Source organism: Blautia sp. AF32-4BH, assembly GCF_003460565.1.
Lineage (GTDB): Bacteria > Bacillota > Clostridia > Lachnospirales > Lachnospiraceae > Fusicatenibacter > Fusicatenibacter saccharivorans.
In genome coordinates this window covers 1-26,235 of record NZ_QTVL01000012.1, presented here as the reverse complement: position 1 = coordinate 26,235, position 26,235 = coordinate 1, and the positions used below count along the sequence as shown (strand labels likewise).

Annotated in this window: 21 protein-coding genes; 16 read left to right on the top strand and 5 right to left on the bottom strand. The window is 46.0% G+C overall.

The genetic code is table 11. The features are described 5' to 3' along the window. Nucleotides 1–23 precede the first annotated feature (23 nt). On the bottom strand, nucleotides 24–1,178 hold the full coding sequence (locus DWZ44_RS13610) for a DUF4317 domain-containing protein (RefSeq protein WP_022462754.1): 1,155 nt from the start codon (nucleotides 1,176–1,178) through the stop codon (nucleotides 24–26). 275 nt (nucleotides 1,179–1,453) lie between these two features. Here DWZ44_RS13610 and DWZ44_RS13605 point away from each other — a divergent pair, with 275 nt between their 5' ends. From DWZ44_RS13605 to nadC, 4 genes are all read left to right on the top strand, one after another. Further along, on the top strand, nucleotides 1,454–2,668 hold the full coding sequence (locus tag DWZ44_RS13605) for an AI-2E family transporter (RefSeq protein WP_243002094.1): 1,215 nt from the start codon (nucleotides 1,454–1,456) through the stop codon (nucleotides 2,666–2,668). Nucleotides 2,669–3,048: 380 nt separating this feature from the next. Then, nucleotides 3,049–3,957, top strand: a complete 909-nt coding sequence (gene nadA / locus DWZ44_RS13600) for a quinolinate synthase NadA (RefSeq protein WP_117761768.1) — start codon at nucleotides 3,049–3,051, stop codon at nucleotides 3,955–3,957. 40 nt (nucleotides 3,958–3,997) lie between these two features. Then, nucleotides 3,998–5,374, top strand: a complete 1,377-nt coding sequence (locus DWZ44_RS13595; protein ID WP_117761767.1) for an L-aspartate oxidase — start codon at nucleotides 3,998–4,000, stop codon at nucleotides 5,372–5,374. Next, entirely contained in the window at nucleotides 5,340–6,194 is an 855-nt protein-coding gene (gene nadC, locus DWZ44_RS13590; RefSeq protein ID WP_117761766.1) for a carboxylating nicotinate-nucleotide diphosphorylase, read from the top strand. Before DWZ44_RS13595 ends, nadC begins: the two co-directional genes overlap by 35 nt. Nucleotides 6,195–6,335: 141 nt before the next feature. Here nadC and DWZ44_RS13585 read toward each other — a convergent pair whose 3' ends face one another. Together DWZ44_RS13585 and DWZ44_RS13580 are read right to left on the bottom strand one after the other, a co-directional pair. Beyond that, complete coding sequence (locus tag DWZ44_RS13585) at nucleotides 6,336–6,968, bottom strand: SdpI family protein (protein WP_055267355.1); 633 nt, start codon at nucleotides 6,966–6,968, stop codon at nucleotides 6,336–6,338. Then, complete coding sequence (locus tag DWZ44_RS13580; protein WP_022462759.1) at nucleotides 6,952–7,236, bottom strand: autorepressor SdpR family transcription factor; 285 nt, start codon at nucleotides 7,234–7,236, stop codon at nucleotides 6,952–6,954. The genes DWZ44_RS13585 and DWZ44_RS13580 overlap by 17 nt, the downstream gene beginning before the upstream one ends. Before the next feature lie 194 nt (nucleotides 7,237–7,430). Between DWZ44_RS13580 and DWZ44_RS13575 the strand changes: the two genes are divergently transcribed. Then, nucleotides 7,431–8,612 (top strand): MFS transporter, encoded by a 1,182-nt coding sequence (locus DWZ44_RS13575; RefSeq protein WP_117761765.1) that lies wholly within the window; start codon nucleotides 7,431–7,433, stop codon nucleotides 8,610–8,612. A gap of 60 nt (nucleotides 8,613–8,672) precedes the next feature. On the opposite strand, the gene DWZ44_RS13570 is transcribed toward DWZ44_RS13575, so the two are convergent. Continuing rightward, nucleotides 8,673–9,110 carry an aspartate carbamoyltransferase regulatory subunit gene (locus DWZ44_RS13570; RefSeq protein WP_117805077.1) on the bottom strand — a complete coding sequence of 146 codons (438 nt, stop codon included), beginning with the start codon at nucleotides 9,108–9,110 and terminating at the stop codon, nucleotides 8,673–8,675. 19 nt (nucleotides 9,111–9,129) lie between these two features. Then, nucleotides 9,130–10,050, bottom strand: a complete 921-nt coding sequence (gene pyrB / locus DWZ44_RS13565) for an aspartate carbamoyltransferase (RefSeq protein ID WP_022462762.1) — start codon at nucleotides 10,048–10,050, stop codon at nucleotides 9,130–9,132. 413 nt (nucleotides 10,051–10,463) lie between these two features. Here pyrB and pheA point away from each other — a divergent pair, with 413 nt between their 5' ends. The 11 genes from pheA (at nucleotide 10,464) to DWZ44_RS13510 (ending at nucleotide 25,687) form a co-directional block, all read left to right on the top strand. Next, entirely contained in the window at nucleotides 10,464–11,594 is a 1,131-nt protein-coding gene (gene pheA, locus DWZ44_RS13560; protein WP_055222099.1) for a prephenate dehydratase, read from the top strand. 76 nt (nucleotides 11,595–11,670) lie between these two features. Further along, on the top strand, nucleotides 11,671–12,999 hold the full coding sequence (locus DWZ44_RS13555; protein WP_055222098.1) for an ATP-binding protein: 1,329 nt from the start codon (nucleotides 11,671–11,673) through the stop codon (nucleotides 12,997–12,999). An 83-nt stretch (nucleotides 13,000–13,082) separates the two neighbouring features. Continuing rightward, nucleotides 13,083–14,624 carry a Ppx/GppA phosphatase family protein gene (locus tag DWZ44_RS13550; protein WP_022462390.1) on the top strand — a complete coding sequence of 514 codons (1,542 nt, stop codon included), beginning with the start codon at nucleotides 13,083–13,085 and terminating at the stop codon, nucleotides 14,622–14,624. A gap of 13 nt (nucleotides 14,625–14,637) precedes the next feature. After that, complete coding sequence (locus DWZ44_RS13545; RefSeq protein WP_022462391.1) at nucleotides 14,638–16,824, top strand: RNA degradosome polyphosphate kinase; 2,187 nt, start codon at nucleotides 14,638–14,640, stop codon at nucleotides 16,822–16,824. Between the two features lie 604 nt (nucleotides 16,825–17,428). Next, complete coding sequence (locus tag DWZ44_RS13540) at nucleotides 17,429–18,583, top strand: ABC transporter ATP-binding protein (RefSeq protein WP_117805076.1); 1,155 nt, start codon at nucleotides 17,429–17,431, stop codon at nucleotides 18,581–18,583. Between the two features lie 55 nt (nucleotides 18,584–18,638). Further along, a complete protein-coding gene (locus DWZ44_RS13535) occupies nucleotides 18,639–19,466 on the top strand; it encodes a carbohydrate ABC transporter permease (protein ID WP_117802586.1) in 828 nt (275 codons plus the stop codon). Nucleotides 19,467–19,567: 101 nt separating this feature from the next. Continuing rightward, nucleotides 19,568–20,380, top strand: a complete 813-nt coding sequence (locus tag DWZ44_RS13530) for a carbohydrate ABC transporter permease (protein ID WP_416388118.1) — start codon at nucleotides 19,568–19,570, stop codon at nucleotides 20,378–20,380. Nucleotides 20,381–20,433: 53 nt separating this feature from the next. After that, a complete protein-coding gene (locus DWZ44_RS13525) occupies nucleotides 20,434–21,852 on the top strand; it encodes an ABC transporter substrate-binding protein (protein ID WP_117761796.1) in 1,419 nt (472 codons plus the stop codon). 320 nt (nucleotides 21,853–22,172) lie between these two features. After that, nucleotides 22,173–22,901, top strand: coding sequence for a glycerophosphodiester phosphodiesterase (locus DWZ44_RS13520; protein ID WP_117805100.1), 729 nt, complete (start codon nucleotides 22,173–22,175; stop codon nucleotides 22,899–22,901). Further along, nucleotides 22,898–23,722 carry an HAD-IIA family hydrolase gene (locus DWZ44_RS13515; RefSeq protein WP_243002091.1) on the top strand — a complete coding sequence of 275 codons (825 nt, stop codon included), beginning with the start codon at nucleotides 22,898–22,900 and terminating at the stop codon, nucleotides 23,720–23,722. Before DWZ44_RS13520 ends, DWZ44_RS13515 begins: the two co-directional genes overlap by 4 nt. 408 nt (nucleotides 23,723–24,130) lie before the next feature. After that, nucleotides 24,131–25,687: an ABC-F family ATP-binding cassette domain-containing protein gene (locus tag DWZ44_RS13510; RefSeq protein ID WP_117510290.1), complete on the top strand. Its 1,557-nt coding sequence runs from the start codon at nucleotides 24,131–24,133 to the stop codon at nucleotides 25,685–25,687. Nucleotides 25,688–26,235: the final 548 nt, after the last annotated feature.

The following is a 26,235-nucleotide window of genomic DNA, read 5'->3' as shown; positions in this document are numbered from 1 at the left end:
AAAGACTCGCTGTCATTTGGCTGTTAAAATTCGGTATCATCCGCATCGGATGGCCGTGACGGTTTTAAAAGAATTCCGTTGATTTCCACTTCATCGGCTGCCTCGATCAGAATATACGGTGTTCCGTCGATCGTACGGGTTTCGATGAGCTGGGCCTTTTCCGGGCTGACTTTGATGATAACATCCGGGGTGCGGATCTCGTAGTTCCGTGTACTGGCCACGTTCGAGGCAACGAAGCTTGCTTTCTCATCCGCAATGGATTCGTACTTCTCGTCGAACTCGTCAAGCTGTTCATTCGGTACGCCGCTGCTGGCGAGCAGACGTTTTACCTCGTGTTTATCGAGCACCACCGGTTCCGGATCGTCTTTCCGCTCTTCAATCATGGTATTTAAGTTCTCCTGAATGGTCATAACAGTAGAAAAATCACAGGCGGAATCGAGAGTTTCTTCTATAATAGACTGAAACGTTTCTTTCTGGGATTTCGCGGAGAGTGGCGCCTGACAGCCCAGGAAGTGGTCGAGAAAGTCCGGCTGATCCATCTCTGCGTTTTTCGTGAAATACAGCAGATTGTGGATATCCGTGTTGCGGTCTGTGAAGGCCGGGAAGAGAAAACCGTTTTCCGGTGCGCCGACCACCCAGTCCTGCACGCGGTTTTCAATCGTATTGTGGGACACATTGTAGCAGAGACCCGGTTTGTCGAGTTTTACCGGGCAGATGCTGCAGAGGATAAATTCATAGACGTAATCGGAAGCATCGTCCATATCCAGATTATCCGAAGCGCGTCCCGGTACATCGTAGGCACCATGGATCAGAATAATATAGTAGTTTTCCGGATAGAGATAATCCGCCATCACCTTTTCATAAAATTCATCAATCAGCGCTTCGTCCTTCAGCTCACTGTTGCGGAGTTTTAAGAGAAACTCCTGTGTGCCGCCCTCACTTTCCTGGGAGAGCGGGAACTCCATATTCAGCAGATTCTTTCCGATGGTACCGGAGAGGGTGCTTTTAAAAATCTTAAAATATTTAAACATTTCTTCCTCTTCGAGAGAGAGAAACGCTTCTTTTAATTTTGTCTTAATATTCTTTTCCGCATCCACATAGCATCCGCAGATTCGCGTGATCGCACAGTGGGATGGGGTAAACAGTTTTTTAATTTCAGCAATTTCCTTTTTGTTCATATAAAATGCTCCTTTATCAGCAATTTCGTATCTTAGACAAGTACTTTCTATTATAGACCATAGGGAAGGGAAAAGGCAAGAAAGAAAATGGCGACTATATCTTTTTACACTTTAAATATAATTTCAAAAATCTTGACAGAGGTACCGATTCTGTTATACGATTAGGTCTAATAAAGGGGAGTAATTTAAGTTTGAAAATTTGCGTTTGCAAGTCTTCCGATTATTCAGCTGCTTAAATGGATACGCATGAAATTAAGAAAAAGAGGAGAATGACAGTGGATATAAGTAAAAAATCTGTAAAAAAAATCCGGGAACTTATTGTGTTTACAGCATTTCTTGTGGTCGCGCTGTGGAAGTTTAATGTGGTACTCGATGTGTTGAAAGCAATATGGGGGATCGTATTTCCATTTGTACTTGGCGGAGCGATCGCATTTGTGACCAACGTGCCAATGAGCTTTTTGGAAAAGAAAATTTTTGGAAGGGCAAAAAAAGAAAATAAGATAGTCGAAAAACTGGCAAGACCAATAAGCCTGTTCCTCACGATCGTATTTGCGGTTGGCGTGATTGTACTGGTGATGTTTGGTGTGATTCCGCAGCTTACGCGGACAATAGGAACCCTGATGATGAGTATCGCTGATTTTATTCCGCAGATGCAAAGCTGGATCCGGGAGTTTTCCCATAATAACCAGGAAATCATGAAGCTTGTAGATCAGGTACAGTTTAATCCGGATCAGGCGATCAAGTGGGGGATAAGCCTACTTGGAAATGGTGCAGGAAATATGATGAATATCACAATGTCAGCAGTGGGTTCCATAGTTAGTGGATTGGCAGCCTTTTTTGTTGCATTTTCCTTTGCCTGCTATGTCCTTTTTCAGAAGGAAACGCTGCAGGTGCAGATTCGAAAAGTATTTTTCGCTTTTCTTCCAAAGGAAAAAGCAGATGCTTTTCTTAAAGTCTGCTCTCTGACTTATCGGACATTTGCAAATTTTCTTACAGGTCAGTGTCTGGAAGCCGTGATCCTTGGCTGTATGTTTGTTGTGATATTGAGTATTTTGAGGATGCCATATGCACTTTTGATTGGAGTTTTAATTGCGTTTACGGCATTGATCCCGATTTTCGGAGCCTTCATCGGGTGTGCAGTGGGAAGCTTTTTGATCTTTATGGTAAATCCGAAACAGGCAATTTTATTTATTATAGTATTTCTGGTGCTGCAGCAGATCGAGGGAAATCTGATCTATCCTCATGTTGTGGGTGAGTCTGTAGGGCTTCCGTCGATTTGGGTTCTTGCAGCAGTTACGATCGGCGGAAATCTTATGGGAATTGTAGGTATGCTTGTTTTCATTCCGTTGCTTTCCGTGTTTTATACTATTTTTCGGGAATTCGTATATCTGCATCTGAAAAAAAAGCATATCAAACAGGTGACAAAGACAGAAATAGAAGAAGATACGGCGGAAGAAATGGTAAATAGTGACATATCAGAGGTGAAATGATAGAATCCCGTACTTTGACGGCTGTATGGTGATAAAACGGTTACAAACCCAGTAAATATGGGTATTGTGGCCGTTTTTTTTGTAGATAATTATGCAACCGTCAAATTTCCGGGTGTTTTTATAGCAATCCCGGAAAATAATGCAAAAATTCAGCGCAGCAGAACGTGAATTACTGCGTCACAGATTTTCATGTCTTAGACAAGTACTTCCTATTATAGAGCACTGGGAAGGGAAAAGGCAGGAAAAAAATGGACAATGGATATTACAACTGTCTTGTCACATGATAAAAGTTGTGGTATACTAAGCGCTAAAGTGTTAAAAAAATATCACGATTCAGGGTTCTGAATCGTGATAGTAAAAATAGGAAGGAAACAAAACCAATGGATACCAGAAGAGAAAAGCTGGAAGCATTAAAGAAAGAAAAAAACGCCGTCATCATGGCACACTATTACGTGCCGGATGAAGTGCAGGAAATTGCCGATTACATCGGAGATTCGTATTACTTAAGCGACATGGCGACGAAAGTGGACGCCAGTGTTATCGTTCTCTGCGGCGTTCGTTTCATGGGTGAGAGCGCCAAAATCTTAAACCCGGGCAAAAAAGTACTGCTCCCGGATCTGCATGCCGACTGCCCGATGGCTCACATGGCAGCGATTGAAAAAATCGAGGAAGTCCGGAAAGAGTACCCGGATGTGGCTGTCGTATGCTATGTCAATTCCACCGCGGAATTAAAAAGTCATTCCGACGTCTGTGTCACATCCTCCAATGCAGTAAAAATTGTAAAAGAACTGCCGAACCACGACATCTTCTTTATCCCCGATGAGCATCTTGGTACCTATGTGGCTGAGCAGGTGCCGGAGAAACATATCATCTTAAATGACGGTTTCTGTCACGTACATGCTGCCATCCGTCCGGAAGCTGCAAAGGCTGCAAAGGAAGCGCGTCCGCAGGCAAAGCTTCTCGTTCACCCGGAGTGCAGAAGTGAAGTCGTTGCACTTGCCGATTACGTCGGAAGCACCGCAGGCATCATCAAATATGCCGAGGCAAGTAAAAATACCGAGTTTCTCGTTGCAACCGAGCTTGGCGTTTTCGCAGAGCTGAAAAAGCGCTGCCCGGATAAGAAGTTTTATGCAGTGGGAAATACGCAGATCTGCCCAAATATGAAAAAAGTAACATTGGACAAATTAATAGAAGCACTGGAAAACGAGGAGAATGAAGTTCTGTTAAGCGAACAGGAAATTTCAGACGCACATGCGCCGCTGTTAAGAATGCTCGAGCTTGCAAAGTAACAAAATGAGCAGAACGCAGAAGCGGAAAAGAGGAAATGAAATGAAAAAGTATTATGATGCAGTGATTGTAGGATGCGGTGTGGCAGGATGTTTTGCGGCACTTCATCTGCCCCAGGAAGCCGATATTCTGATGATAACAAAAGCAGATACCGAGGACAGCGACTCCTTCCTCGCACAGGGCGGTATCTGTGTTCTGAAAAACGAAGACGATTACGATGCGTTCTATGAGGATACGATGCATGCCGGCCACTATGAAAATACGCCGGAATCCGTCGACATTATGATCCGTTCTTCCCGGAATGTCATCAATCAGCTTATCGCCTGGGGTGTGGATTTCCGCCGCGATGAAAACGGGGAACTCTGCTATACGAAAGAAGGCGCACATTCTACCAATCGCATCTTGTTCCACGACGATGTAACCGGAAAGGAGATTACGAGCAAGCTTCTCGCGCAGGTAAAAAAGCTGCCGAACGTGACGCTTCTTGCGCACACGGAAATGTGTGATATTCTTTCCTGCAAAAATGTCTGCGAGGGTGTTTTGATCCGGGATGAAGAAGGAAAGCTGATTCCGGTTTATGCCAGGGATGTGATCTGGGCATGCGGTGGCATCGGCGGAATTTACGATAATTCCACGAACTTCCCGCATCTGACCGGAGATGCACTTGCAATTGCAATCCACAGGAACGTAGCACTGAAAAATGTCAATTACGTACAGATTCATCCAACAACGCTGTATTCCCAAAAGAAAGGCCGCCGTTTTCTGATTTCCGAATCTGTCCGCGGAGAGGGCGCTGTTTTGCTCGATAAAAACGGTGAGCGTTTCACCAATGAGTTGCAGCCGCGTGACGTGGTATCCCGTGAGATTCACCGCCAGATGGAAAAGGATCACACGAAGCACGTATGGCTTTCCCTGAAAACGATTCCGCTTGATGTAAAAGAACGGTTCCCGAATATTTACCAGAAATGCCTGGAAGAGGGATATGATATCACGAAAGAACCGATTCCGGTTGTACCGGCACAGCATTACTTTATGGGCGGCGTCAAGGTAGACAGCAATAGCGAAACGACGATGGATCATCTGTACGCAGCAGGTGAGACGAGCTGCAACGGCGTGCACGGTGCAAACCGTCTGGCAAGCAATTCTCTGCTGGAGAGCCTTGTATTCGCAGAACGCGCGGCAAAGAAGATGGCTGCCGAATGGGCCGCAGAGGGTCTTACAGAGAACGCAGACCGCAAAGAAACGGCAACGGAGCCGAAGGAAGATGAATGGAAGCTCCTTGCAAAACGGTACGATATTAGAAAAGAAGATTACCAGAATATGGAAGAATATGCAGAACGCTGCAAAGAGAGCATCTGGGATGCGATCAGAAAGGAAGATGAATATGAATCCAATCACAAGAACACTAAATGTGGATAATCTGCTGCTTTTGGCACTGCAGGAAGATATCTCCAGTGAAGATGTAACCACGAATGCTGTCATGCCAGAAGCCTGCCAGGGAACGGTACAGCTTCTCTGCAAACAGGACGGCGTCATTGCCGGTATGGAAGTATTTGCAAGAGTATTTACTCTGCTCGATGAGAAAACCGAGATTATTCCGTATGTGAAAGACGGCGATGAAGTCAAAAAAGGCGATCTGCTCGCAACCGTAAACGGCGATATCCGTGTTCTGCTGTCCGGTGAGAGAACCGCGCTCAATTATCTGCAGCGGATGAGCGGAATCGCAACGTATACGAGAAGCGTTGCGAAGCTGCTCGAAGGTTCCAAAACGACCCTTCTCGATACCAGAAAAACGACCCCGAATATGCGTATTTTTGAAAAATATGCAGTCAAAATCGGTGGCGGCCAGAATCACCGCTACAATCTGTCCGATGGCGTTCTGTTAAAGGACAACCATATTGGAGCTGCAGGCAGTGTCACAAAAGCGATCGAGATGGCACGCGATTATGCTCCGTTTGTGCGCAAGATTGAAGTCGAGTGCGAAAATATTGATATGGTCCGCGAAGCAGCAGATGCAGGTGCCGACATTATCATGCTCGACAATATGACTCCGGCGCAGATGAAAGAGGCGGTAGCCGTCATCAACGGCAGAGCAAAAACCGAGTGCTCCGGAAATGTGACAAAAGAAAATATCGCCACGATCCTCGACACCGGCGTAGACTATGTTTCCAGCGGTGCACTGACGCATTCTGCACCGATTCTTGATGTATCATTGAAAAATCTGCATCCAGTAGAATAAGTATAAAAATAGGAATCATTTCCTTATAGATATAAAAATCGCGAAATAAAAAAGCTTCTGTTCCTCCCGGAAAAAGGGAAGAACAGAAGCTTTTTTAAACAGGAAACTTCGTTGAATTTTCTTATAAAAAATTCTCCGGGTTTAGATTCCTTTCTGAAACAGGAGAAAGGAATATCCGATCGGAATCAAAACCAGCGCTGCGATCGTGAGAAATAAAATCCATTCAAGCTGCAGAAAGCTGTTTACGATCATGGCAACGCCGCCGATGATCCAAACCCAGCCGGCGAGGCGGTGAGTGCGGTTCCAGTTTTCCTGACTGTGAAGGGTCCATGGAACCTTGATGCCGGTTGTGTAGTTCTGTTTGCATTTTGGCATGTAATTGCCGATGAGAATAAAGAGAAGGCCGACAATCCCATTGCTAACAAAACCGATATCAACTGCGATGCCGACTGCGTTTGCGTAGATGGAGCAGCAGATTATCAGGGAGGTTACAGGTATGATCCACAGAACAAGACGGATCATCTTCGGGCCGATGTTCTGCCGCTTCGGATCAGAAAAAGTGAGAACAGCGGTAAAAATCTGCAGAGCGGCAAGAAACAGAGGAATACCGATCACTGCCATCGTTTTGCTGCTCCAGCCGTTTGGAACATTGTTTGTGCCAAAATGGGTGGCAATGGTGTCCGGCATGCGATTCCAGAGCAGAAGTCCGATCACCATCGGAAAAAGAGAAATGAGTGTTGTCAGAATCAGTGTTGTTTTATATTTTTTCCACATCAGAAGTGCCTCCTTTGAGCTCTGAAATCCAGAGCATGATTTCTTCCAGGACGGAAGTGTTGAGTTCATAATAAATAAAATTTTTCTCCCGGGATTCCAGCACAAGATCTGCTTTTTTCAGAATACCGAGATGGTAGGAGATGGTTGCACCTGCCATATCAAAGTGCGATCCGATCTCCCCGGCAGAAAGTCTTTCGTTTTTCAGAAGCTCCAGAATCCTTCGCCGGACAGGATCGGAGAGAGCTTTAAACGTTTCTGCGAATGCCATGGAAACCTCCTTTCCGGCAGTATGAATGCAAATTAATTAGAAATTCATCTAAATACTTTTTATCACATGGAAAGCGAAAAGTCAATAAGCATTTCGAAAAAAATCTAAATAGTTTTATTGTTGATTTTGAGTTGCCATTTTCTGTAGAATACGCTACGATAAGGGAAAAGTTGTAGAAAAAGGGGGACAAAAACATGAAAAAACACCTGTCCGTGCGCTACGGCACGATTCAAGGCTGCTACTGGATGGGATACGCGGCACTGATGGGGTATGCCAGCGTCTATCTTCTTGAAAAAGGCTTCACAAACACACAAATCGGCCTTCTGACGGCAGTTGGCTGTATCGTGTCAGCGGTTCTGCAGCCTGCGCTGGCATCCTACGCAGATCGGCCGGAAAGCCCGTCCGTACGAACAATGCTCCTTGGAGCGAACCTGATTCAGCTTGTTCTTATCATTTCCCTTGCTGCAACGGCAGAAAGCAGTTCTATGGTGGTAAGGACACTGCTGTACGGCGCAAGCATTACGATGCTGATGCTGATGATTCCGTTCGTTAATTCTCTTGGTATGGAGACGATCCGCCAGGGAGAGGAACTTGATTACGGAATCGGGCGCGGCATGGGTTCCGTTGCATATGCGATTGCATCATGGCTGCTCGGCCGGCTGACCGCATCCTTTGGAGCAGACATGATTCCGATCTGGGATATCGCACTGACCATTCTTTTCCTCATCTGTGTATTTCGCTTTCCGTTTAAAAAGGACAGGAAAAAAGCAGAAGCAGAAAAAGAAGAGACAGGAGCAGCCGGTCCGGTCGATTTTCTGAAACGGTATCCGTCCTTCGTGGTAGTACTGCTTGGCTGCATTCTGATCTTTATGTCACATAGCCTGATTAACAGCTTCAATTATCAGATTGCAATGGCAAAAGGTGGTGGCAGCGGTGAGATGGGAAATGCGATGACCATCTCTGCAGTTTCCGAGCTGCCAACGATGTTTCTGTTCGGCTATCTGCTGAAAAAGAAGAGCAGTGTTTTCTGGTTCCGTCTCTCCGGACTGTTTTTTGTCCTGAAAAGCATAGGAACCTTCCTGGCCTTTAATATTCCGACATACTACGCTGTTCAGCCGTTCCAGATGTTCGGCTGGGCGCTGATCAACGTCGCCTGCGTCTATTACGTGGACGGCATCATGGAGCCGCAGGATTCGATTAAAGGACAGGCATATATGGCGATGACCATCACCGCAGGAAATGTAATGAGCTCCCTGTTTGGCGGCTGGCTTATCGATGCAGCCGGTGTTGGCGCGATGCTGATCTGCGCATCTCTTGCGGCCTTCATCGGCTGGCTGATTGTGTGCCTCGGTTCGAAAGAAGCAAAAACTGCATAGGAAAGATAAAAGAAAGCGCCCGAAACCGAACGTGGTTCCGGGCGCTTTGCCGTACAGCTCTTATTTATTTCTGTTTCCTGTATACTTCTCATCACAGTATTTGCAACGGTAAACCTCTTTTTCCGGGTCAGCCAGGACAAAGACATGTTTTAATCCCTGCTCAATAGAGGTGATACAGCGCGGGTTTTTACATTTAATCACATCAACCACCTGTTTCGGCAGATGAAGTTCTTTTTTCTCCGTAATCTCGCCGTCTTTAATGACATTGACAGTGATATTGTGATCGATAAAGCCTAAGATGTCAAGATCCATCTTATCAACCGAACACTCAACTTTCAGAATGTCCTTTTTTCCCATTTTTTCACTTTTGGCATTTTTAATAATGGCTACGGTACAGTCCAGCTTGTCCAGTCCCAGATCATGGTAAATGGTCATAGCCTTTCCTGCTTTAATATGGTCGAGCACGAAGCCCTCTTCAATACGTCCTACGTTCAGCATAGCGAAAGATGCTCCTTTCTTAATCGACTTTGATGTTCAGCAGCGTCAGAATCAGGGCCATACGTGCATAAACACCGTACTGAACCTGTTTAAAGTAAGCAGCGCGCGGGTCATTATCCACGTCAACGGAGATCTCATTGACACGCGGCAGCGGATGCAGAACCAGCATTTCCGGAGAAGCAAGATCCATTTTGGACTGATCCAGAATATAGAAATCCTTCATGCGGATGTAATCATCCTCGTTGAAGAAACGTTCTTTCTGGACACGGGTCATATAAAGAACATCCAGCTTCGGGAGAACATCTTCCATTTTAATAACTTCCTCAAATGGAACATTGTTCGCCCGCAGCACATCATCACGGATGTAATCCGGGAGACGAAGCTCCTCCGGGGAGATTAATACAATTTTAATGCCGGTATAACGAACCAGCGCTTCAATCAGGGAATGAACCGTTCTGCCGAATTTAAGATCACCGCAGAAGCCGATGGTAAGATTGTTCAGGCGACCCTTTAAAGAACGGATGGTGAGAAGATCGGTAAGAGTCTGCGTCGGATGCTGATGTCCGCCATCACCTGCGTTGATCACAGGAATACGGGAGTACATCGATGCAACGAGCGGAGCGCCTTCTTTCGGATGACGCATGGCACAAATATTTGCAAAGCAGGATACCACGCGGATGGTGTCGGCTACGCTTTCACCTTTGGAAGCGGAAGAAGAATTGGCAGAAGAAAAACCAAGAACAGTACCGCCAAGATTCATCATGGCAGCCTCAAAGCTGAGACGGGTGCGTGTGCTTGGTTCATAAAATAAAGTAGCAAGTCTTTTGCCATCGCAGGCATGTGCATATTTCTCCGGGTTCTTTTCAATATCGTTCGCCAGATCCATTAACTGATCCAGTTCTTCGACCGAGAAATCAAGGGGACTCATTAAGTGTCGCATATATTACCTCCTATGAAGATCCTTATTTTTGTTACCGTTCACAGGTTCCCTGCGAACGGTAACATTCGCAGCCCTCATTTAAAGTTTTGCTTCGCAAAAGGAGGGCTGCTCACGCCTGAATCACTTTCTTACGCAGCGAAACAGCAGGTGTTTCCCTGCTGAGTGAACAGTAACTTATTTTTTCTGTGTTCCACCTTAACACAAAAACAGGATAAATGCAAGATAAAAAATGGCAGGAAAAAGGTCGAAAAGCAGAGTAATATGAAATGTGAAAAAATAAAGTGAAATAGCAGTCAAAAAGGAAAAAGATTGTACAAAAGCCGAATTTCGGAAGATCTTTTCTTGTAAATTAAACGGAGATGGAGTAAAATATTGATATCTGCAACAAATGCAGAGTATCAGGAGGACCAGATATGCTAGACTTAGGAAAAATCCGCGACGAGATCGATGCCACCGATGACGAGATCGTCCGCCTGTTCCAGCACCGGATGGCGCTGACGGCGGAGGTTGCGCAGTACAAGATAGAGACAGGAAAAGCCGTTTTTGATGCGGAACGTGAGCGCCAGAAGCTGGAAAAGCTGACAGGCGAGGGAACAAATGCATTCAATATAAAAGGCATCCAGGAGCTGTTCCAGCAGATCATGTCGATCAGCCGGAAGCGTCAGTATCAGCTGCTGACAGAAAACGGCGGCGAGGAGATGACCGATTACACGCAGGTTGACCACCTCCCGACACACGGCAAAAGAGTTGTTTTCCAGGGTGTGGAGGGCGCCTACAGTTTCGGTGCGATGAAAGAATTTTTCGATGATACGATTACAAGCTTTCACGTAGATACCTGGAAAGAGGCGATGGAGGCGATTACGAGGGGCGAAGCCGATTATGCCGTGCTTCCGATCGAGAACTCCACAGCAGGCATTGTATCCGATATTTATGATCTTCTGGTGGAATATCCGCACTACATCGTCGGTGAGCAGGAATTGCCGGTGGAGCATGTGCTGATGGCACTGCCGGGAGCAAAGGCTGAGGAGATCCGCACCGTGATTTCCCATCCGCAGGCGCTGGCGCAGTGCCGCCGTTTCCTGGATTCCAATGAAAACTGGAAGACGGAAGAGCGTCTCAATACAGCCGCCGCTGCAAAAGAAGTATCCGAGAGCGGTGATCTTACGATGGCAGCCGTCGGAAGTCCGTACGCTGCAGAGCATTTCGGACTGCAGATCTTAAAAGAAGGTATTTTTGATGCCCAGGGAAATACGACACGCTTTGTTATCATTTCTGGGCAGAAACGCTTTGTAAAAGATGCACAGAAAATCAGCGTATGCATGGAACTGCCGCATCAGAGCGGTTCTCTTTACAACGCACTGGCACATTTTATTTACAACGATCTGAACATGACCAAAATCGAGTCCCGCCCGATTCCGCAGCGGAAATGGGAGTACCGTTTCTTCGTGGATTTCGAGGGGAACTTAAGCGATCCGGCAGTCAAAAACGCACTGCGCGGATTGCAGGCAGAATCCGCGAAATTCCGGATTTTCGGAAATTATTAATCCAGAAGAGAGGGCCGTACCAAGCGGCCTTTTCGCATAAATAAAATGAAAAATGACAGGAAGGAAGAGACAAAAGATGATTAGAATAGAAGAATGTATCCTCTACCGCGATTTCGCAGAGGGGGAGGTACTGCGCGATATGACGATACTGGTGGAGACCTACAAAAAACTGGTCAATGCTCAGATTTCCCTGAAGGACCGCCGGTTCCGTGAGAATATGAGCGCATATGAGCCGCAGTTTTATGAGGCACTGAACCGCCTTGTCGAGATGGCAAACCGCTACGGCTTCTCCGGAAATCTCTGGCACGATTATCTGACATATCTTCTGGTCAACAAAGAAAATGCATTTTCTACCTCCTGCGAGATTGTCGGAAAAGTCGAGGGAAGCATCAACCAGATGGCAAAACATGATTTTGTCCGTTTCAAAGAGCTGTTCGATTTCGATATCTGTGTTTTTGATGAGATTTTTGAGTCCGGCGATGCCTCTGTCATCAGTTCCTATGAGAACACGGACAGCCCGAATAAACTATTCAACAAAGAAGTCCGGGATCGTATCTGTGAGCTGGCCATCCGTCTGGCAAAGGCTGCATCCGCAGATGAATTTATGGCTGATATGGTTCAGTTTTACAAAGATTTCGGAGTGGGAAAACTGGGACTTCACAAGGCATTTCGTATTGCGCATACAGGAGAGAACGTTGAGATTATCCCGATTACCAACATTCCGGATGTGCGCCTTTCTGATCTTGTCGGCTACGAAATTCCAAAGCAGAAGCTGATCGACAACACGAAAGCGTTTGTCGAGGGCAAGAAAGCAAACAACTGTCTGCTTTTTGGCGATGCCGGAACCGGAAAATCCTCCAGCATTAAGGGTATCCTGAATGAATATTACGATCAGGGACTGCGAATGATCGAGGTTTACAAGCATCAGTTTCAGGATCTAAATGAGCTGATTGCACAGATCAAAAACAGAAATTATAAATTCATTATTTACATGGATGACCTTTCCTTTGAAGAGTTTGAGATTGAGTACAAATACCTGAAAGCTGTCATTGAGGGAGGCCTGGAAAAACGTCCGGACAATATTCTTATTTATGCAACCTCCAATCGTCGCCATCTGATTAAAGAGGATTACAGTGATAAAGAAGGAACAAGACAGGATATGCATACTTCCGACACCGTACAGGAGAAACTATCCCTGGTATACCGTTTCGGCGTCAGCATCTATTTTGGTGCACCGGATAAGAAAGAATTCCAGAAGATTGTTTCCACACTGGCCGAACGATACGGCGTGACGCTGCGTGAGGAAGAGCTTTTGGCAGAAGCGAACAAATGGGAACTGTCCCACGGCGGTCTGTCCGGCCGTACCGCACAGCAGTTTATCGATTATCTGCTCGGAAAACAGTAAAAAGAAAAAGGTCAAAAAGTCCGCTTGGTATTGGGAGCGGGCTTTTTGGGATATCCTTTGAAAAAGAAGGAGGAAAAGCATATATGCAGTATTCCACATTTGCTGCCATTGATATCGGCAGCTACGACGTCATTCTGGAGATTTTCGAGATCTCCAAAAAACAGGGAATCCGAAGCGTGGATAAGATCTGTCATCGGATGGAGCTTGGAAAAGATACGTACACGTTGGGAAAAATTCGCCCTGAAATGGAAGAAGAGCTGTGCCGTGTACTCGCAGATTTTGTGCGGATTATGGAAGGCTATCGCGTGGACGATTACCGTGCAACGGCATCCAGTGCGATCAGTGAGGCGTCGAACAGTCTCTATGTCCTTGGAAAAATTCATCAGCTGACCGGTTTTTCTGTCACTGTTCTCTCCAACTCGGAGCAGCGTTTTCTTAGCTATAAAGCGCTCGCGGCGATGGAGGACAATTTTAACAAGATCATTGAAAAGGGAACTGCGATTCTCGATCTTGACGGTGGCAGTTTTCAGATTTCCCTGTTCGACAAGGATGCACTTGTCACAACACAGAACATCCGCATGGGAAGTCTTCGCATCCGCGAGCGTCTTGCCGGAATTCAGAGTGAGACGGAACATTACGAAGAGATGGTCGAAGAGCTGATTTGGAATGAAGTATCGAGCTTTAAAAAGATGTATCTGAAAGACCGTAAAATCGAAAACATTATGCTGATCGGCGATGTTTTCACCGACAGTGTTTATCAGAATATCGAAGAAAAAACGACAAAAATCATTTCCCGTGAAAACTTTAATACCTGGTATGAGAAAATTATCCGTCAGTCACCGATGGAGCTTGCTGTAAAACTTGGTATTCCGCTGGAAAACGCTTCACTGATGTACCCGTCTGCTGTGATTTATAAATGTCTGATTGATATGATGGGTGCGGAGCATATCTGGATTCCGGGCGTGCATATGACACGTGGTATTGCATACGAGTATGCGGAGCAGATGAAACTGCTGAAAGGCGGTCATAATTTCGAAAATGATATTCTGATGGCGGCAAAAAATATCGGAAAACGGTACGCGGTGAATCGCCCGCACGTCCAGAACCTGGAGATGACGGCCCTTGCCATGTTTGATGCGACGAAAAAGATGCACGGCATGAAAGAACGCGAGCGGCTGCTGCTTCGGATGGCGGTGATGCTGCACGATGTCGGAAAATACATCAGCCTTAATAATGTAGCGGATTCTTCCTATAATATTATCATGTCAAACGAAATCATCGGACTGTCCCATATTGAACGGGAGATGGTCGCACTGATTGCAAAATACAATACGGCAGTGCTTCCATCCTACGATGAGCTGGTGATGGAATCGTCGCTTAGTGCAGAACAGTATCTGACCGTATCGGAGCTGACAGCAATCGTCCGTCTGGCGAATGCACTAGATCGGAGTCACCTGCAGAAAATCCAGTCGATCCGCGCTGCCTTAAAGGAGAGAGAACTGCATCTGTCTCTGACGGTTGACCGTGATTTCACACTGGAGCAGGGACTGTGCCAGGATAAATTAGATTTTTTCAATGAGGTATTCAGCATACAGCCGATTATTAAGATGAAACGGCAGATGTAAGGAGGCGAACAAGATGGATATAACACCATATAAGAAACCGGAATATTTTCGAAACCGGGAATTGAGCTGGATCAGCTTCGACGAGCGTGTTTTAAACGAGGCGCGGGATAAGAGTATTCCGCTGTTTGAACGTCTGAAATTTATCAGCATTACCTCCTCCAACCTGGATGAGTTTTATATGGTTCGTGTGGCTTCACTAAAAGACCAGGTGCATGCAAACTATACGAAAAAGGATCTGTCCGGCATGGATGCGAAGGAGCAGCTTACCGAAATCAGCAAACGGACGCATGAGCTGGTGCAGCTGCAGTACAATACGTACAATCGCTCGGCGGTTCCGTCTCTGGAGCACGTTGGCCTTACGATTATCAGTGAGCACGAGAAGCTGACGAAGGAGCAGGCGGAGTATGTGGATTCCTATTTTGAGGAAAACATTTACCCGGTTCTGACCCCGATGGCCATGGATTCGGCCCGCCCGTTCCCGTTGATCCGGAACAAAACATTGAATATCGGTGCACTGGTGCAGAAGAAAGAGGATTCGCTTCTGAGCCGTGCGGAGGATAAGAAAGAGAAGAAAGGCAAGGAGAAGGAAAAAGAGAAAGAACTGGAATTTGCGACGGTTCAGGTTCCTTCGGTACTGCCGCGTTTTATTCTGCTTCCGCAGGATGAAAAGACGGGACAGCGGTATGTGATTCTTCTGGAGGAGATCATCGAGCGGAACATTGGAAAGCTGTTCTTAAGCTACGATGTGGTCTGCGCGCATCCGTACCGTGTTATGCGAAATGCAGATCTTTCGATCGATGAGGATGAGGCTTCCGACCTGTTAAAAGAGATCCAGAAGCAGCTTAAAAAACGTCAGTGGGGAGAAGTGATCCGTCTGGAAGTGGAAGATAAGATGGATAAGCGGCTCCTGAAGATGCTGGAAAAAGAGTTTGACATCGATGAAGACGATCTGTTCCGGATTCCGGGACCGCTCGATCTGACGTTTTTAATGAAAATGTATGGGCTCGACGGCTTTGATGAGTATAAAATTCCAAAATACATTCCAGCAGCAGTTCCGGCGCTGATGAATGAGGATGACATTTTTACAAACATCCGAAAAGGAGACATCTTACTGCATCATCCTTATATGACGTTTGATCCGGTCGTGCAATTTGTACAGCAGGCAGCAAAGGATCCGGATGTACTGGCGATCAAACAGACACTGTACCGTGTGAGCGGCAATTCTCCGATTATTGCAGCACTGGCTCAGGCGGCGGAAAATGGCAAACAGGTTTCCGTACTGGTGGAATTAAAGGCACGGTTCGACGAAGAAAACAATATTGTCTGGGCGAAGATGCTGGAAAAGGCGGGATGCCATGTGATTTATGGTCTTCTGGGACTGAAAACACACAGTAAGATTACACTGGTGGTTCGGCGCGAGGAGACAGGCATTCGCAGATATGTACATCTTGGCACGGGAAACTATAACGATTCTACGGCAAAGCTGTATACGGACTGTGGCCTGTTGACATGCAATGCAAAGATCGGTGAGGATGCAACAGCAGTATTTAACATGCTTTCGGGCTATTCGGAGCCGGATCACTGGAACAAACTGGTGGTTGCGCCACTCTGGATGAAAGACAGATTCCTGCATCTGATTGCTATGGAGGAGGAACACGCGAAGAAGGGACAGAAAGCGCATATTATTGCGAAGATGAACTCGTTATGCGACCGCGATATTATTGCGGCGCTTTACAGTGCTTCGGCAGCCGGAGTAAAGATTGACCTGATTATCCGGGGAATCTGTTGTCTGAAGGTTGGAATCCCGGGTGTCAGCGAGAATATTACCGTTCGCTCGATTGTCGGCAATTTCCTGGAACATGCGCGGATTTTCTACTTCTACAGTGGTGGAAATGAAGAGGTGTTTATGGGAAGCGCGGACTGGATGCCGCGAAATCTGGAAAAACGGGTGGAGATTGTGTTCCCGGTTGAGGATGAGCAGATCAAGAAAGAAGTAATGCATATTCTTGATATCCAGATGAAGGATAATGTGAAAGCCAGTATTTTACAGGCAGACGGAACGTATACAAAGCCGGATAAGCGCGGAAAGATGCTGGTGAATTCACAGGAGTATTTCTGCAGGGAGGCAACGGAAAGAGCGGAAAAACCGAAAGAACAGGAAAACAGCAGGGTGTTTGTGCCGGCGGAACCGGTGGAATAGGTTTGGACGGACGCCCCGTAACGCACACAAGGGTGATGCGCGGTTTCGGGAGCTAGTAATTCTAAGGCTCTGTCATTTTGCTAAAACCATGCGCCAAAAATCAAAACTCGCTGTCGCTCAGACAGTTGATTTTTGGCGCATAACGCAAAATGCCAGAACCTAAGAATTACACGCTCCCGAAACCGCGCATCACCCTTGTGTGCGTTACGGGGCTGTGTGAAGGACGGACACGGATGTGGGAGCGGGAGCGCCCACTGCGTTGACATGAAAGAAGAATATGGTATGTTGTGATGAGAAAGAGCTGCAGCTTTGAGAGTTGCGGCGTTTTTTTGTGTCAAAAATAATCTGTTGGATATTGGGAAAAGGAATGGCTATTCAGAATTTGTTTTGAAAATTGGTTTTGCGGGTGATTTTCGGGGATTTTACAAAGAGTGATCTGGAAGAGTGGCTGGAAAAGAAGGGGATGGAGATAAGGGAAAATGTGGACATTTTTTGTAAAGTAGCCGGTTATTTTATTAACGGGTATTTTACAAAGCGGTGGTAGTGGGCTTTACGGAAGGAAAGGTATAATGAATCTCGACAAGACGAGGAGGAAGAAAAACGAATGTCAAATATTGTGTTGAAGAATGTCTGTAAATCTTATGATAAGGAACATTATGCGGTTCAGGATTTTTCGCTTGAAATACCGGATCGGGAGTTTGTGATTTTTGTTGGACCTTCCGGCTGCGGAAAATCGACGACGCTTCGGATGATTGCCGGTCTTGAGGAGATTACGAGCGGGGAGCTTTGGATTGATGGACAGCTTTGTAATTATGTAGAAGCAAAGGATCGCGATCTTTCGATGGTATTTCAGAACTACGCGCTTTATCCGAATATGACGGTATATGAAAACATGGCGTTTTCTCTGAAAATCCGGAAACAGCCCAAGGATGAAGTTGATAAAAAGGTACATGAGGCAGCTAAAATGCTTGGAATTGAGCATTTACTTGACCGGAGACCGGCAGCCCTTTCCGGCGGTCAGAAACAAAGAGTTGCGATTGGAAGCGCAATTATGAGACGGCCGAAAGCATTTTTAATGGATGAGCCGCTTTCGAATCTGGATGCGAAGCTGCGGGCACAGATGCGGGTGGAGCTGGCAAAATTACATAAGGAACTGAAAACGACGGTGATTTATGTTACACATGACCAGACGGAGGCGATGACGCTTGGTACAAAAATTATTGTTATGAAAGACGGTGTTGTGCAGCAGGCGGATACACCGGGGCAGATTTACCGCCATCCGGCAAACAAATTTGTGGCCGGTTTTATCGGAGCTCCGAGTATGAATTTTATGGAAACGATGGTGACGGAAAGAAACGGAGCGGTTTATCTGGAGGCAGACGGAGGAGTTACCCTTCGTGCAAAAGGAGAGAACGAAATGGTGCTTCGTCGCGCTTATCTCGGAAAAATGGTGATCTTAGGTCTGAGACCGGAGGATTTACAGGACGAAACAACCGCTTCCGCACATCGGATCTGTTACGAAGAGAATCAGTTGAAGGCATTTGTTGACCTGCGGGAGATGATCGGTGCAGAAGCGTATCTGCATATGAATACCGGAAAAAATCTGATTACAGCAAGAGTGCCTTCCGAGGTGCCGGTTACTGTAAAGGAAAGCATTACATTGTATGCAGATATGGAGAAAGCACAGATCTTTGATCCGTTTACAGAAGAAAATATTTTATCTCTGCCGGTTGAAAAAGAAGAACGTGCAACAGCATAAGAAGGAGCAAGAAGTGAAAAAAGTAATCGAAAAGTGTAAAAAAGCAGAAGTTTATATGTATCTAATCCCGAGTATGGTGATCTTTAGCATCTTTCTGTTTTATCCGTTTTTTAAAACCATTTATCTGAGCCTGTATAAGACAAACAAGCTTGGAGAAGCGAAATTGTATGTGGGACTGGACAACTATAAAAGCTTATTATCGAATCCATCCTTTTACAACGGTCTCTGGGTTACACTGGAATTTGTGGCGATTGTTGTAGTCGGAAGTATGGCGCTTGGCCTTCTGGGAGCAGTTCTTTGCAGCAAGGCTTTCCCGGGAATCCGGGTATTCAGTACTTCCTATGCACTCCCAATGGCAGTAGCATCGAGCTCAGGCGCCATGATTTTCAAGATTATTTTAAATCCCACGATCGGTATCGTAAACAAATTGCTGCATGTGAGCATTAACTGGGTCAGTGATCCGAAATATGCGCTGATCTGTGTGGCTGTCCTTACGGCATGGCTGAACAGTGGCATCAATTTCCTGTATTTTTCGGCGGGACTTGGAAACATTGATGATTCGATTTATGAGCGTGCTTCTGTAGATGGAGCGAATGCAGTACAGAAATTTTTTAAGCTGACACTGCCGGGGCTTTCTCCGATCATGTTCTACACACTGGTTGTTAACATTATTCAGGCATTCCAGTCATTCGGACAGGTGAAAATCCTGACACAGGGAGGACCGGGAGAATCCACGAACCTGATTGTATATTCGATATACCGTGATGCGTTTTTTAATTACCGGTTTGGAAGCGCAGCCGCACAGTCCGTTGTTTTGTTTCTGATTGTCATGGCGCTTACCCTGGTTATGTTCCGCATGGAAAAGAGAGGAGTAAAATACTGATGTCTACAATAGCAACTACGATTGCCGGACCAAAAACTTATTCTGCAGAGGAGCTGCAGGCACTGCATCTGGCAATGAATGCAAAAGCAAAAAGAAAGAAAATGCTTCAGAAAACAGCGTTGGTTACCATGAACCTGATCGTTTGTCTGTTTATGCTGTTTCCGCTGCTTTATACCATCAGTGTAGCGTTTATGCCGTCCGGCGAGCTTTACACAATGGCAATGAACATCGTGCCAAAACATCCGACGCTGGAAAATTTCGTGGAAGCATTTCATAAAATTCCGCTGGTACGCTTTGTCCTGAACTCATTTTTGGTTGCGGGCAGCATTACGCTGGGTCAGATTGTAACGTGTTCTCTTGCGGCATTTGCCTTCTCTTTCCTGGATTTCAAAGGGAAAAATATTCTGTTTATGCTGGTCATGGCGACCATGATGGTGCCGGGTGAGGCAACCATTATTTCCAATTATCTGACGGTAGGAAGTCTCGGACTGCTCGATACCTATATTGTTCTGATTCTGCCTTCTCTTACCTCTGCAATGGGAATTTTCCTGTTCCGCCAGTTCTACATGACTTTTCCGGTTTCTCTTTATGAATCGGCGAAGCTGGACGGCTGCGGGAATCTGCGGTTTATCGTAAAAATCCTGATGCCGCTGACAAAGTCAGCAATGGGAGCAATGGCGGTTTACACCTTTATCAATGCATGGAATATGTACATGTGGCCGCTGCTGGTTACAGGTTCGGACAGCAAGCGTACCGTACAGATTGGTATCAGTATGCTGAACAGCGTCGATGCACAGTCGATTACCCTGATGCTGGCGGGCGTGGTAATGATTATCATTCCATCCATTTCCATCTTTATCGTAGGCCAGAAGGCCTTAATCAAAGGAATGTTTTCAGGAGCAGTCAAGGGCTGATTCCTGTGACAGAAAAAAGAATAGAAAACTGTATGAAAAACGAGGAGAAAAAAATGAAGAAAAAAGTGATTGCATCGATTCTTGCGGCTTCTATGGCAGCTATGGCGCTTACCGGATGCGGAGGCGGAAAAACAACGAGTGAGGCACAGAGTGCGACAACAGATGAAACCACAGCCAGCACAGAGGCAGGAAGTACGGCAGATGGCGCAGAAGCACCGGATTTAAACCAGGATACGAAGGGAACCACGATTACCTTCTGGCATTCCATGGGCGGTGTCAATGGCGAGGCAATGGATTATCTTGTCAATAAATTCAATGAAGAGAATACCGATGGCATTACCGTTGAGGCGGTTTATCAGGGAGAATATGATGATACGATTAACAAACTGAAAAGTGCACAGATCGGAAATATGGGAGCAGACCTGGTACAGATTTATGATATCGGAACACGCTTTATGATTGATTCCGGCTGGGTCATTCCGATGCAGGAGCTGATTAATGCAGATGGCTATGACATTTCCCAGATCGAGCCGAATATCGCTGCTTATTATACGGTAAACAATGAGCTGTACTCGATGCCATTCAATTCGTCCACACCGATTCTGTATTACAACAAAGATATGTTTGAAAAAGCAGGGATCACTGAGGTTACGACAAGCCTGGAAGGAATTCTTGCTATCGGTGATGATCTGAAAACAAAGGGCGGAGCCGGTGAACCGCTGGCACTCTCCATCTATGGATGGTATTTCGAACAGTGGCTCTGTAAACAGGGACTTTCCTATGCGGATAATGGAAATGGCCGTGATGCCGCTGCTACTGCAGTTGAATTTGATTCCAACGGCGGAGCGCTCAACATCTTAAATGAGTGGAAAGCCCTGAACGATGCCGACGTTGCACCAAACGTAGGCCGTGCCGGAAGTGATACCGCAACGACAGACTTTACTTCCGGAAAAGCAGCGATCACCCTTGGCTCTACCGCATCTCTGAAGCAGATTTTACAGGATGTCAATGGAAGCTTCGAAGTTGGAACCGCATATTTCCCGACAATCAAGGACGGCGATGAGGGCGGTGTTTCCATCGGAGGAGCCTCTCTCTGGGCATTGAACAACAACGATGATATGAAAGCAGCAGCTACCTGGAAATTTATTAAATTCCTGATTTCCCCGGAATCTCAGGCATACTGGAATGCCGAGACGGGTTACTTCCCGGTAACAACAGCTGCTGATGAGGAGCAGACCTTTAAAGATAATGTAGCACAGTATCCGCAGTTCCAGACCGCAATCGACCAGCTGCACGATTCCAAGCCGCAGTACGCCGGCGCACTTCTCTCTGTATTCCCGGAGGCAAGACAGATTGTGGAAACAGAAATCGAGAATATGATCAACGGAAACGAGACTCCGGAGAAAGCAGTAGAATCAATGGCTTCCCAGATCAACAGCTCCATCGAGGACTATAATCTGGTAAATGAATAAGAGACAGGCTTTACAAAAATAAGATTTCGTCCTATAGTGAAGAAAAACGAGTTCCCAAAGCGTGTTTGAACGGTTTCTATGAAGGGGAAGATCCGAGTTACGGAAATGATTTTTCAGATATGACTGGAAATGCGTCGGAGACAAAAATCCGGCGCGCTTCCGAATCTATAGCAATCCCGCAGAAGATGTAAAAAAATCAGCACCGCTTTTTTCACTTGTTTTCAGGCTTACGATAAAAGGAAAAAAGCTGCAGTCGGGACAAAAGATAGAAAAGAGTGCAGATTTGGAAATGGGAACGGAAAATGGAGGACAGATACGAGATGAAAACAAAAGTATGGGCACACAGAGGAGCCAGTGCATATGCACCGGAAAATACACTGGAAGCGTTTCTTCTTGCAGCAGAGCAGGGAGCAGACGGTGTGGAACTGGATGTACAGCTGACAAAAGATGGCGAGATGGTTGTTGTCCACGATGAGGAAATCGACCGGGTCAGTGACGGAAGCGGATTTGTCAAAGATTATACGCTTGCGGAATTAAAGATCCTGAACTTTAATAAGACACATCCGGAGTATCAGGATGTAAAAATTCCGACGCTTCGCGAAGTATATGAAGCATTAAAACCAACGGGAATGACGATCAATGTAGAGCTGAAAACCGGTATTTTCTGGTATAAAGACCTGGAAAAAAAGGTACTCGAGCTGACAAAAGAGATGGGGATGGAAGATCGCGTGATTTATTCTTCCTTTAACCATTACAGCATTGCAAAAATTCTGGAACTGGATCCGAAAGCCAGCACCGGCATCCTCTACGCAGATATTATTTATGATGTCGTGAATTATGCGAAAAAAATCGGAACAGGAGCTCTTCATCCGGCAACCTTTCATGTGCAGATGGCAGACTTTCTTCAGCAGTATGTGGAAAGCGATCTTGCGGTGCATGTGTGGACGGTCAATGATAAGGCGGAGATCGAGCGTCTGATGGAGGCCGGTGTTGACGCAGTCATCACTAATTATCCGGATGTGGCCGTTTCCTGCCGCAACGCGAAGTGATACCGATTGGAGAAAAAAAGCTGTTCCTTTTGGATATCGACGGAACCATCTGCGTGGGGAACCGTCTGATTCCGGGAGCAGACCGGTTTTTAAACGGACTGTCCGAGTACGGCGGAGATTATGTGTTTATCACAAATAATACGACGATGAGCGTAGCAGATTACCGGAAAAAATTTGCAAAGCTGGGCATCCCGACAACAAGCGCGAACTTTCTGACGGCTTCTGTTGCAACAGCGCATTATCTGAAGCAGAAATATGGATCCCGTCCCGTCTATGTGCTGGGAACGGACTCTCTGATCCGGGAATTGGAGAGCTTCGGTGTGTGTACCACCCACGATCCGGAGAAAGAAGGAATTGCGTGTGTGCTTGCAAGCTATGACAATGAACTGACGTATCAAAAACTGACGGATATCTGTCGGCTGTTGACAGAGCGCCCGGAGCTCGATTACGCTGCAACGAACCCGGACTATGTTTGTCCGATTGAATTCGGCTACGTGCCGGATTGCGGTTCCATCTGCGAGATGATCGGTCATGCGATCCATCGTATGCCGACTTATATCGGAAAACCAGGTACACGGATGGTTGAGATGGCACTTGATATGACAGGCAGAACCCGCGATGAGGCTGTTCTTGTGGGAGACCGTCTCTATACGGACATTGCGTGCGCAAACATGGCGGATATTTCTGCAGCCCTTGTGCTTTCAGGCGAATCTACACGCGAAGAAATGCAGAACTCGCAGTATCTTGTGGAGTATGTCTATCCATCCGTGAAGGAAATGTATGCGGATTGGGTGTATGGACAAAAAAAGAAATGCTCTTAAAATTCCGAAATGGTTATGGTTTTGGAACAAAAAAACAAAAAGAAGAATTCTGAGAGGAGAACCTTTTTCCGAAGGAGCTCTTCTTTTTTGTTGTGGAAAAGGATACTTTTCGGATACGGGATAAAAGTCTGGGACGGTATAGAAAAAGCTTGCCAAAAGAGGGAATTTCCCTATATAATGATTCAGACTATAATAGGAAAGTAACTATTCAGAGCCCCATCTCGATTCCGCTTACGCTGCATCTCGATGTTGCTTCTCGCCATATGAAAAGGAAGAAAACCGCTCATTCATGCAAGCATGATTCGCAATTTTCTTCCATTTCGCATGGCTCTGAATCGTTACATATGAAAAAGAAAACGATCAGGAGATCGGAAGATTCCAATACAACAGAAGAAGGAGAATTTATGCATGAGTATTTTGAATGTAGAGCATCTGTCTCATGGTTTCGGCGACCGTGCGATTTTTGAAGATGTATCGTTCCGCCTGTTAAAGGGGGAACACATCGGTCTGGTAGGCGCAAATGGCGAGGGAAAATCAACCTTTATGAACATCATCACCGGAAAGCTGATGCCGGATGAGGGAAAGGTTGAGTGGGCAAAAAACGTCCGTGTCGGCTATCTGGACCAGCATACCGTTCTGGAAAAAGGTATGACGATCCGTGATGTGTTAAAAAGCGCTTTTTCCTGGTTGTACGAGATGGAAGAGCGGATGAACACGATCTGCGATTCCATGGGCGATGCCTCCGAGGACGAGCTGAATCAGATGATGGAGGAACTTGGTGTGATCCAGGAAATGATGGATGCACATGACTTCTATATTTTGGATTCCAGAATAGAAGAGATTGGCCGCGCGCTTGGCCTTGAAGAGATCGGTCTCGAACGCGATGTCACCGAACTTTCCGGCGGACAGAGAACGAAAGTACTTCTGGCAAAATTACTTTTGGAAAAACCGGACATCCTTCTTTTGGATGAGCCGACCAACTACCTGGATGTGGAACATATCACCTGGCTGAAACGATACCTTGAAGAGTATGAAAATGCCTTCATTCTGATCTCTCACGATATTCCATTCCTGAACAGTGTTGTCAATCTGATCTATCATATGGAAAATAAAGAGCTGAATCGTTATGTTGGTGATTACGACCACTTCCAGGAGGTTTATGCAGTCAAAAAAGCGCAGAAGGAAGCTGCCTATAACCGCCAGCAGCAGGAGATCAGTGAGCTGAAGGATTTCGTGGCACGAAACAAAGCCCGTGTGGCAACCAGAAATATGGCTATGTCACGGCAGAAGAAGCTGGATAAGATGGATGTGATCGAGCTTGCGAAAGAAAAACCAAAGCCGGAATTTCATTTTCGCACTGCGCGCACTTCGGGCCGTTTCGTTGTGACTGCAAAAGAACTTGTGATCGGCTATGAAGAACCGCTCTCCAGACCGCTGACCTTTGCGATCGAGCGTGGCGAAAAAATCGTGCTCACCGGTGCCAACGGAATCGGAAAAACAACACTCTTAAAGAGCATCCTCGGTTTGATCCCATCCCTTGGCGGAGACGTGGAGCTTGGAGATTATCTGGAAATCGGATATTTCGAGCAGGAAATGCCAAAAGGAAACACCAACAGCTGTATCCAGGAAATCTGGGAAGAATTTCCATCCTATACCCAGTATGAAGTCCGCGCAGCGCTTGCCAAATGCGGTCTTACCACACAGCACATTGAAAGCCTGGTGCGTGTGCTCTCAGGAGGAGAACAGGCAAAAGTTCGCCTCTGCAAACTGATTAATCTCGAAACCAATCTTCTTGTCCTCGATGAGCCGACCAACCACCTCGATGTAGACGCAAAAGATGAGTTAAAAAATGCGTTGAAGGAATATAAAGGAACCATTCTTATGGTCTGCCACGAACCGGAATTCTACGACGGTCTGGCAACGAGTGTATGGGACTGCTCGGAGTGGACAACAAAAGTGATTTAACCGAATCAAGTAAGTCCTCTGGTTCCATTGCGAATATCCGCTTGACATTTATATATTGAAAAAAACAGCCACAAACAGAGAGTGAGCGAGATTGTTTGTGGCTGTTTTACTGCAACTTAAAAAATCAGATAATATATTTTAAATACAGAATTGCATGTATTTTTCTAAAAATAAGAAAATTCGAAAAAAGGTGTTGACTTTTGCTTTGGGCGGTGTTATTATAACTAAGCTGTCAGCGAGAGCTGATGCGAATGAGTTTCTTTGAAACAGAAAAACCTAGTTCGGAGCCGGGTGGCTGCCGCGGGTTACAAAAACTGCTTCAAAAAAACTTGAAAAAAGTTCTTGACAAAAGCAAATGAGTTTGATAAAATAAACGAATTGCTGATCGAGAGAACAGCAAAAAAGTTCGAAAGAGCTTCGAAAAATAAATTAAAAAAGTTCTTGACAAACGAAAAGTTCTGTGATAAAATAAACGAGCTGATCTGAGTCGGAACAGCAAAGATCCTTGATAATTAAACAGTGAAACACATCCTCGAAAGTTCTGAATA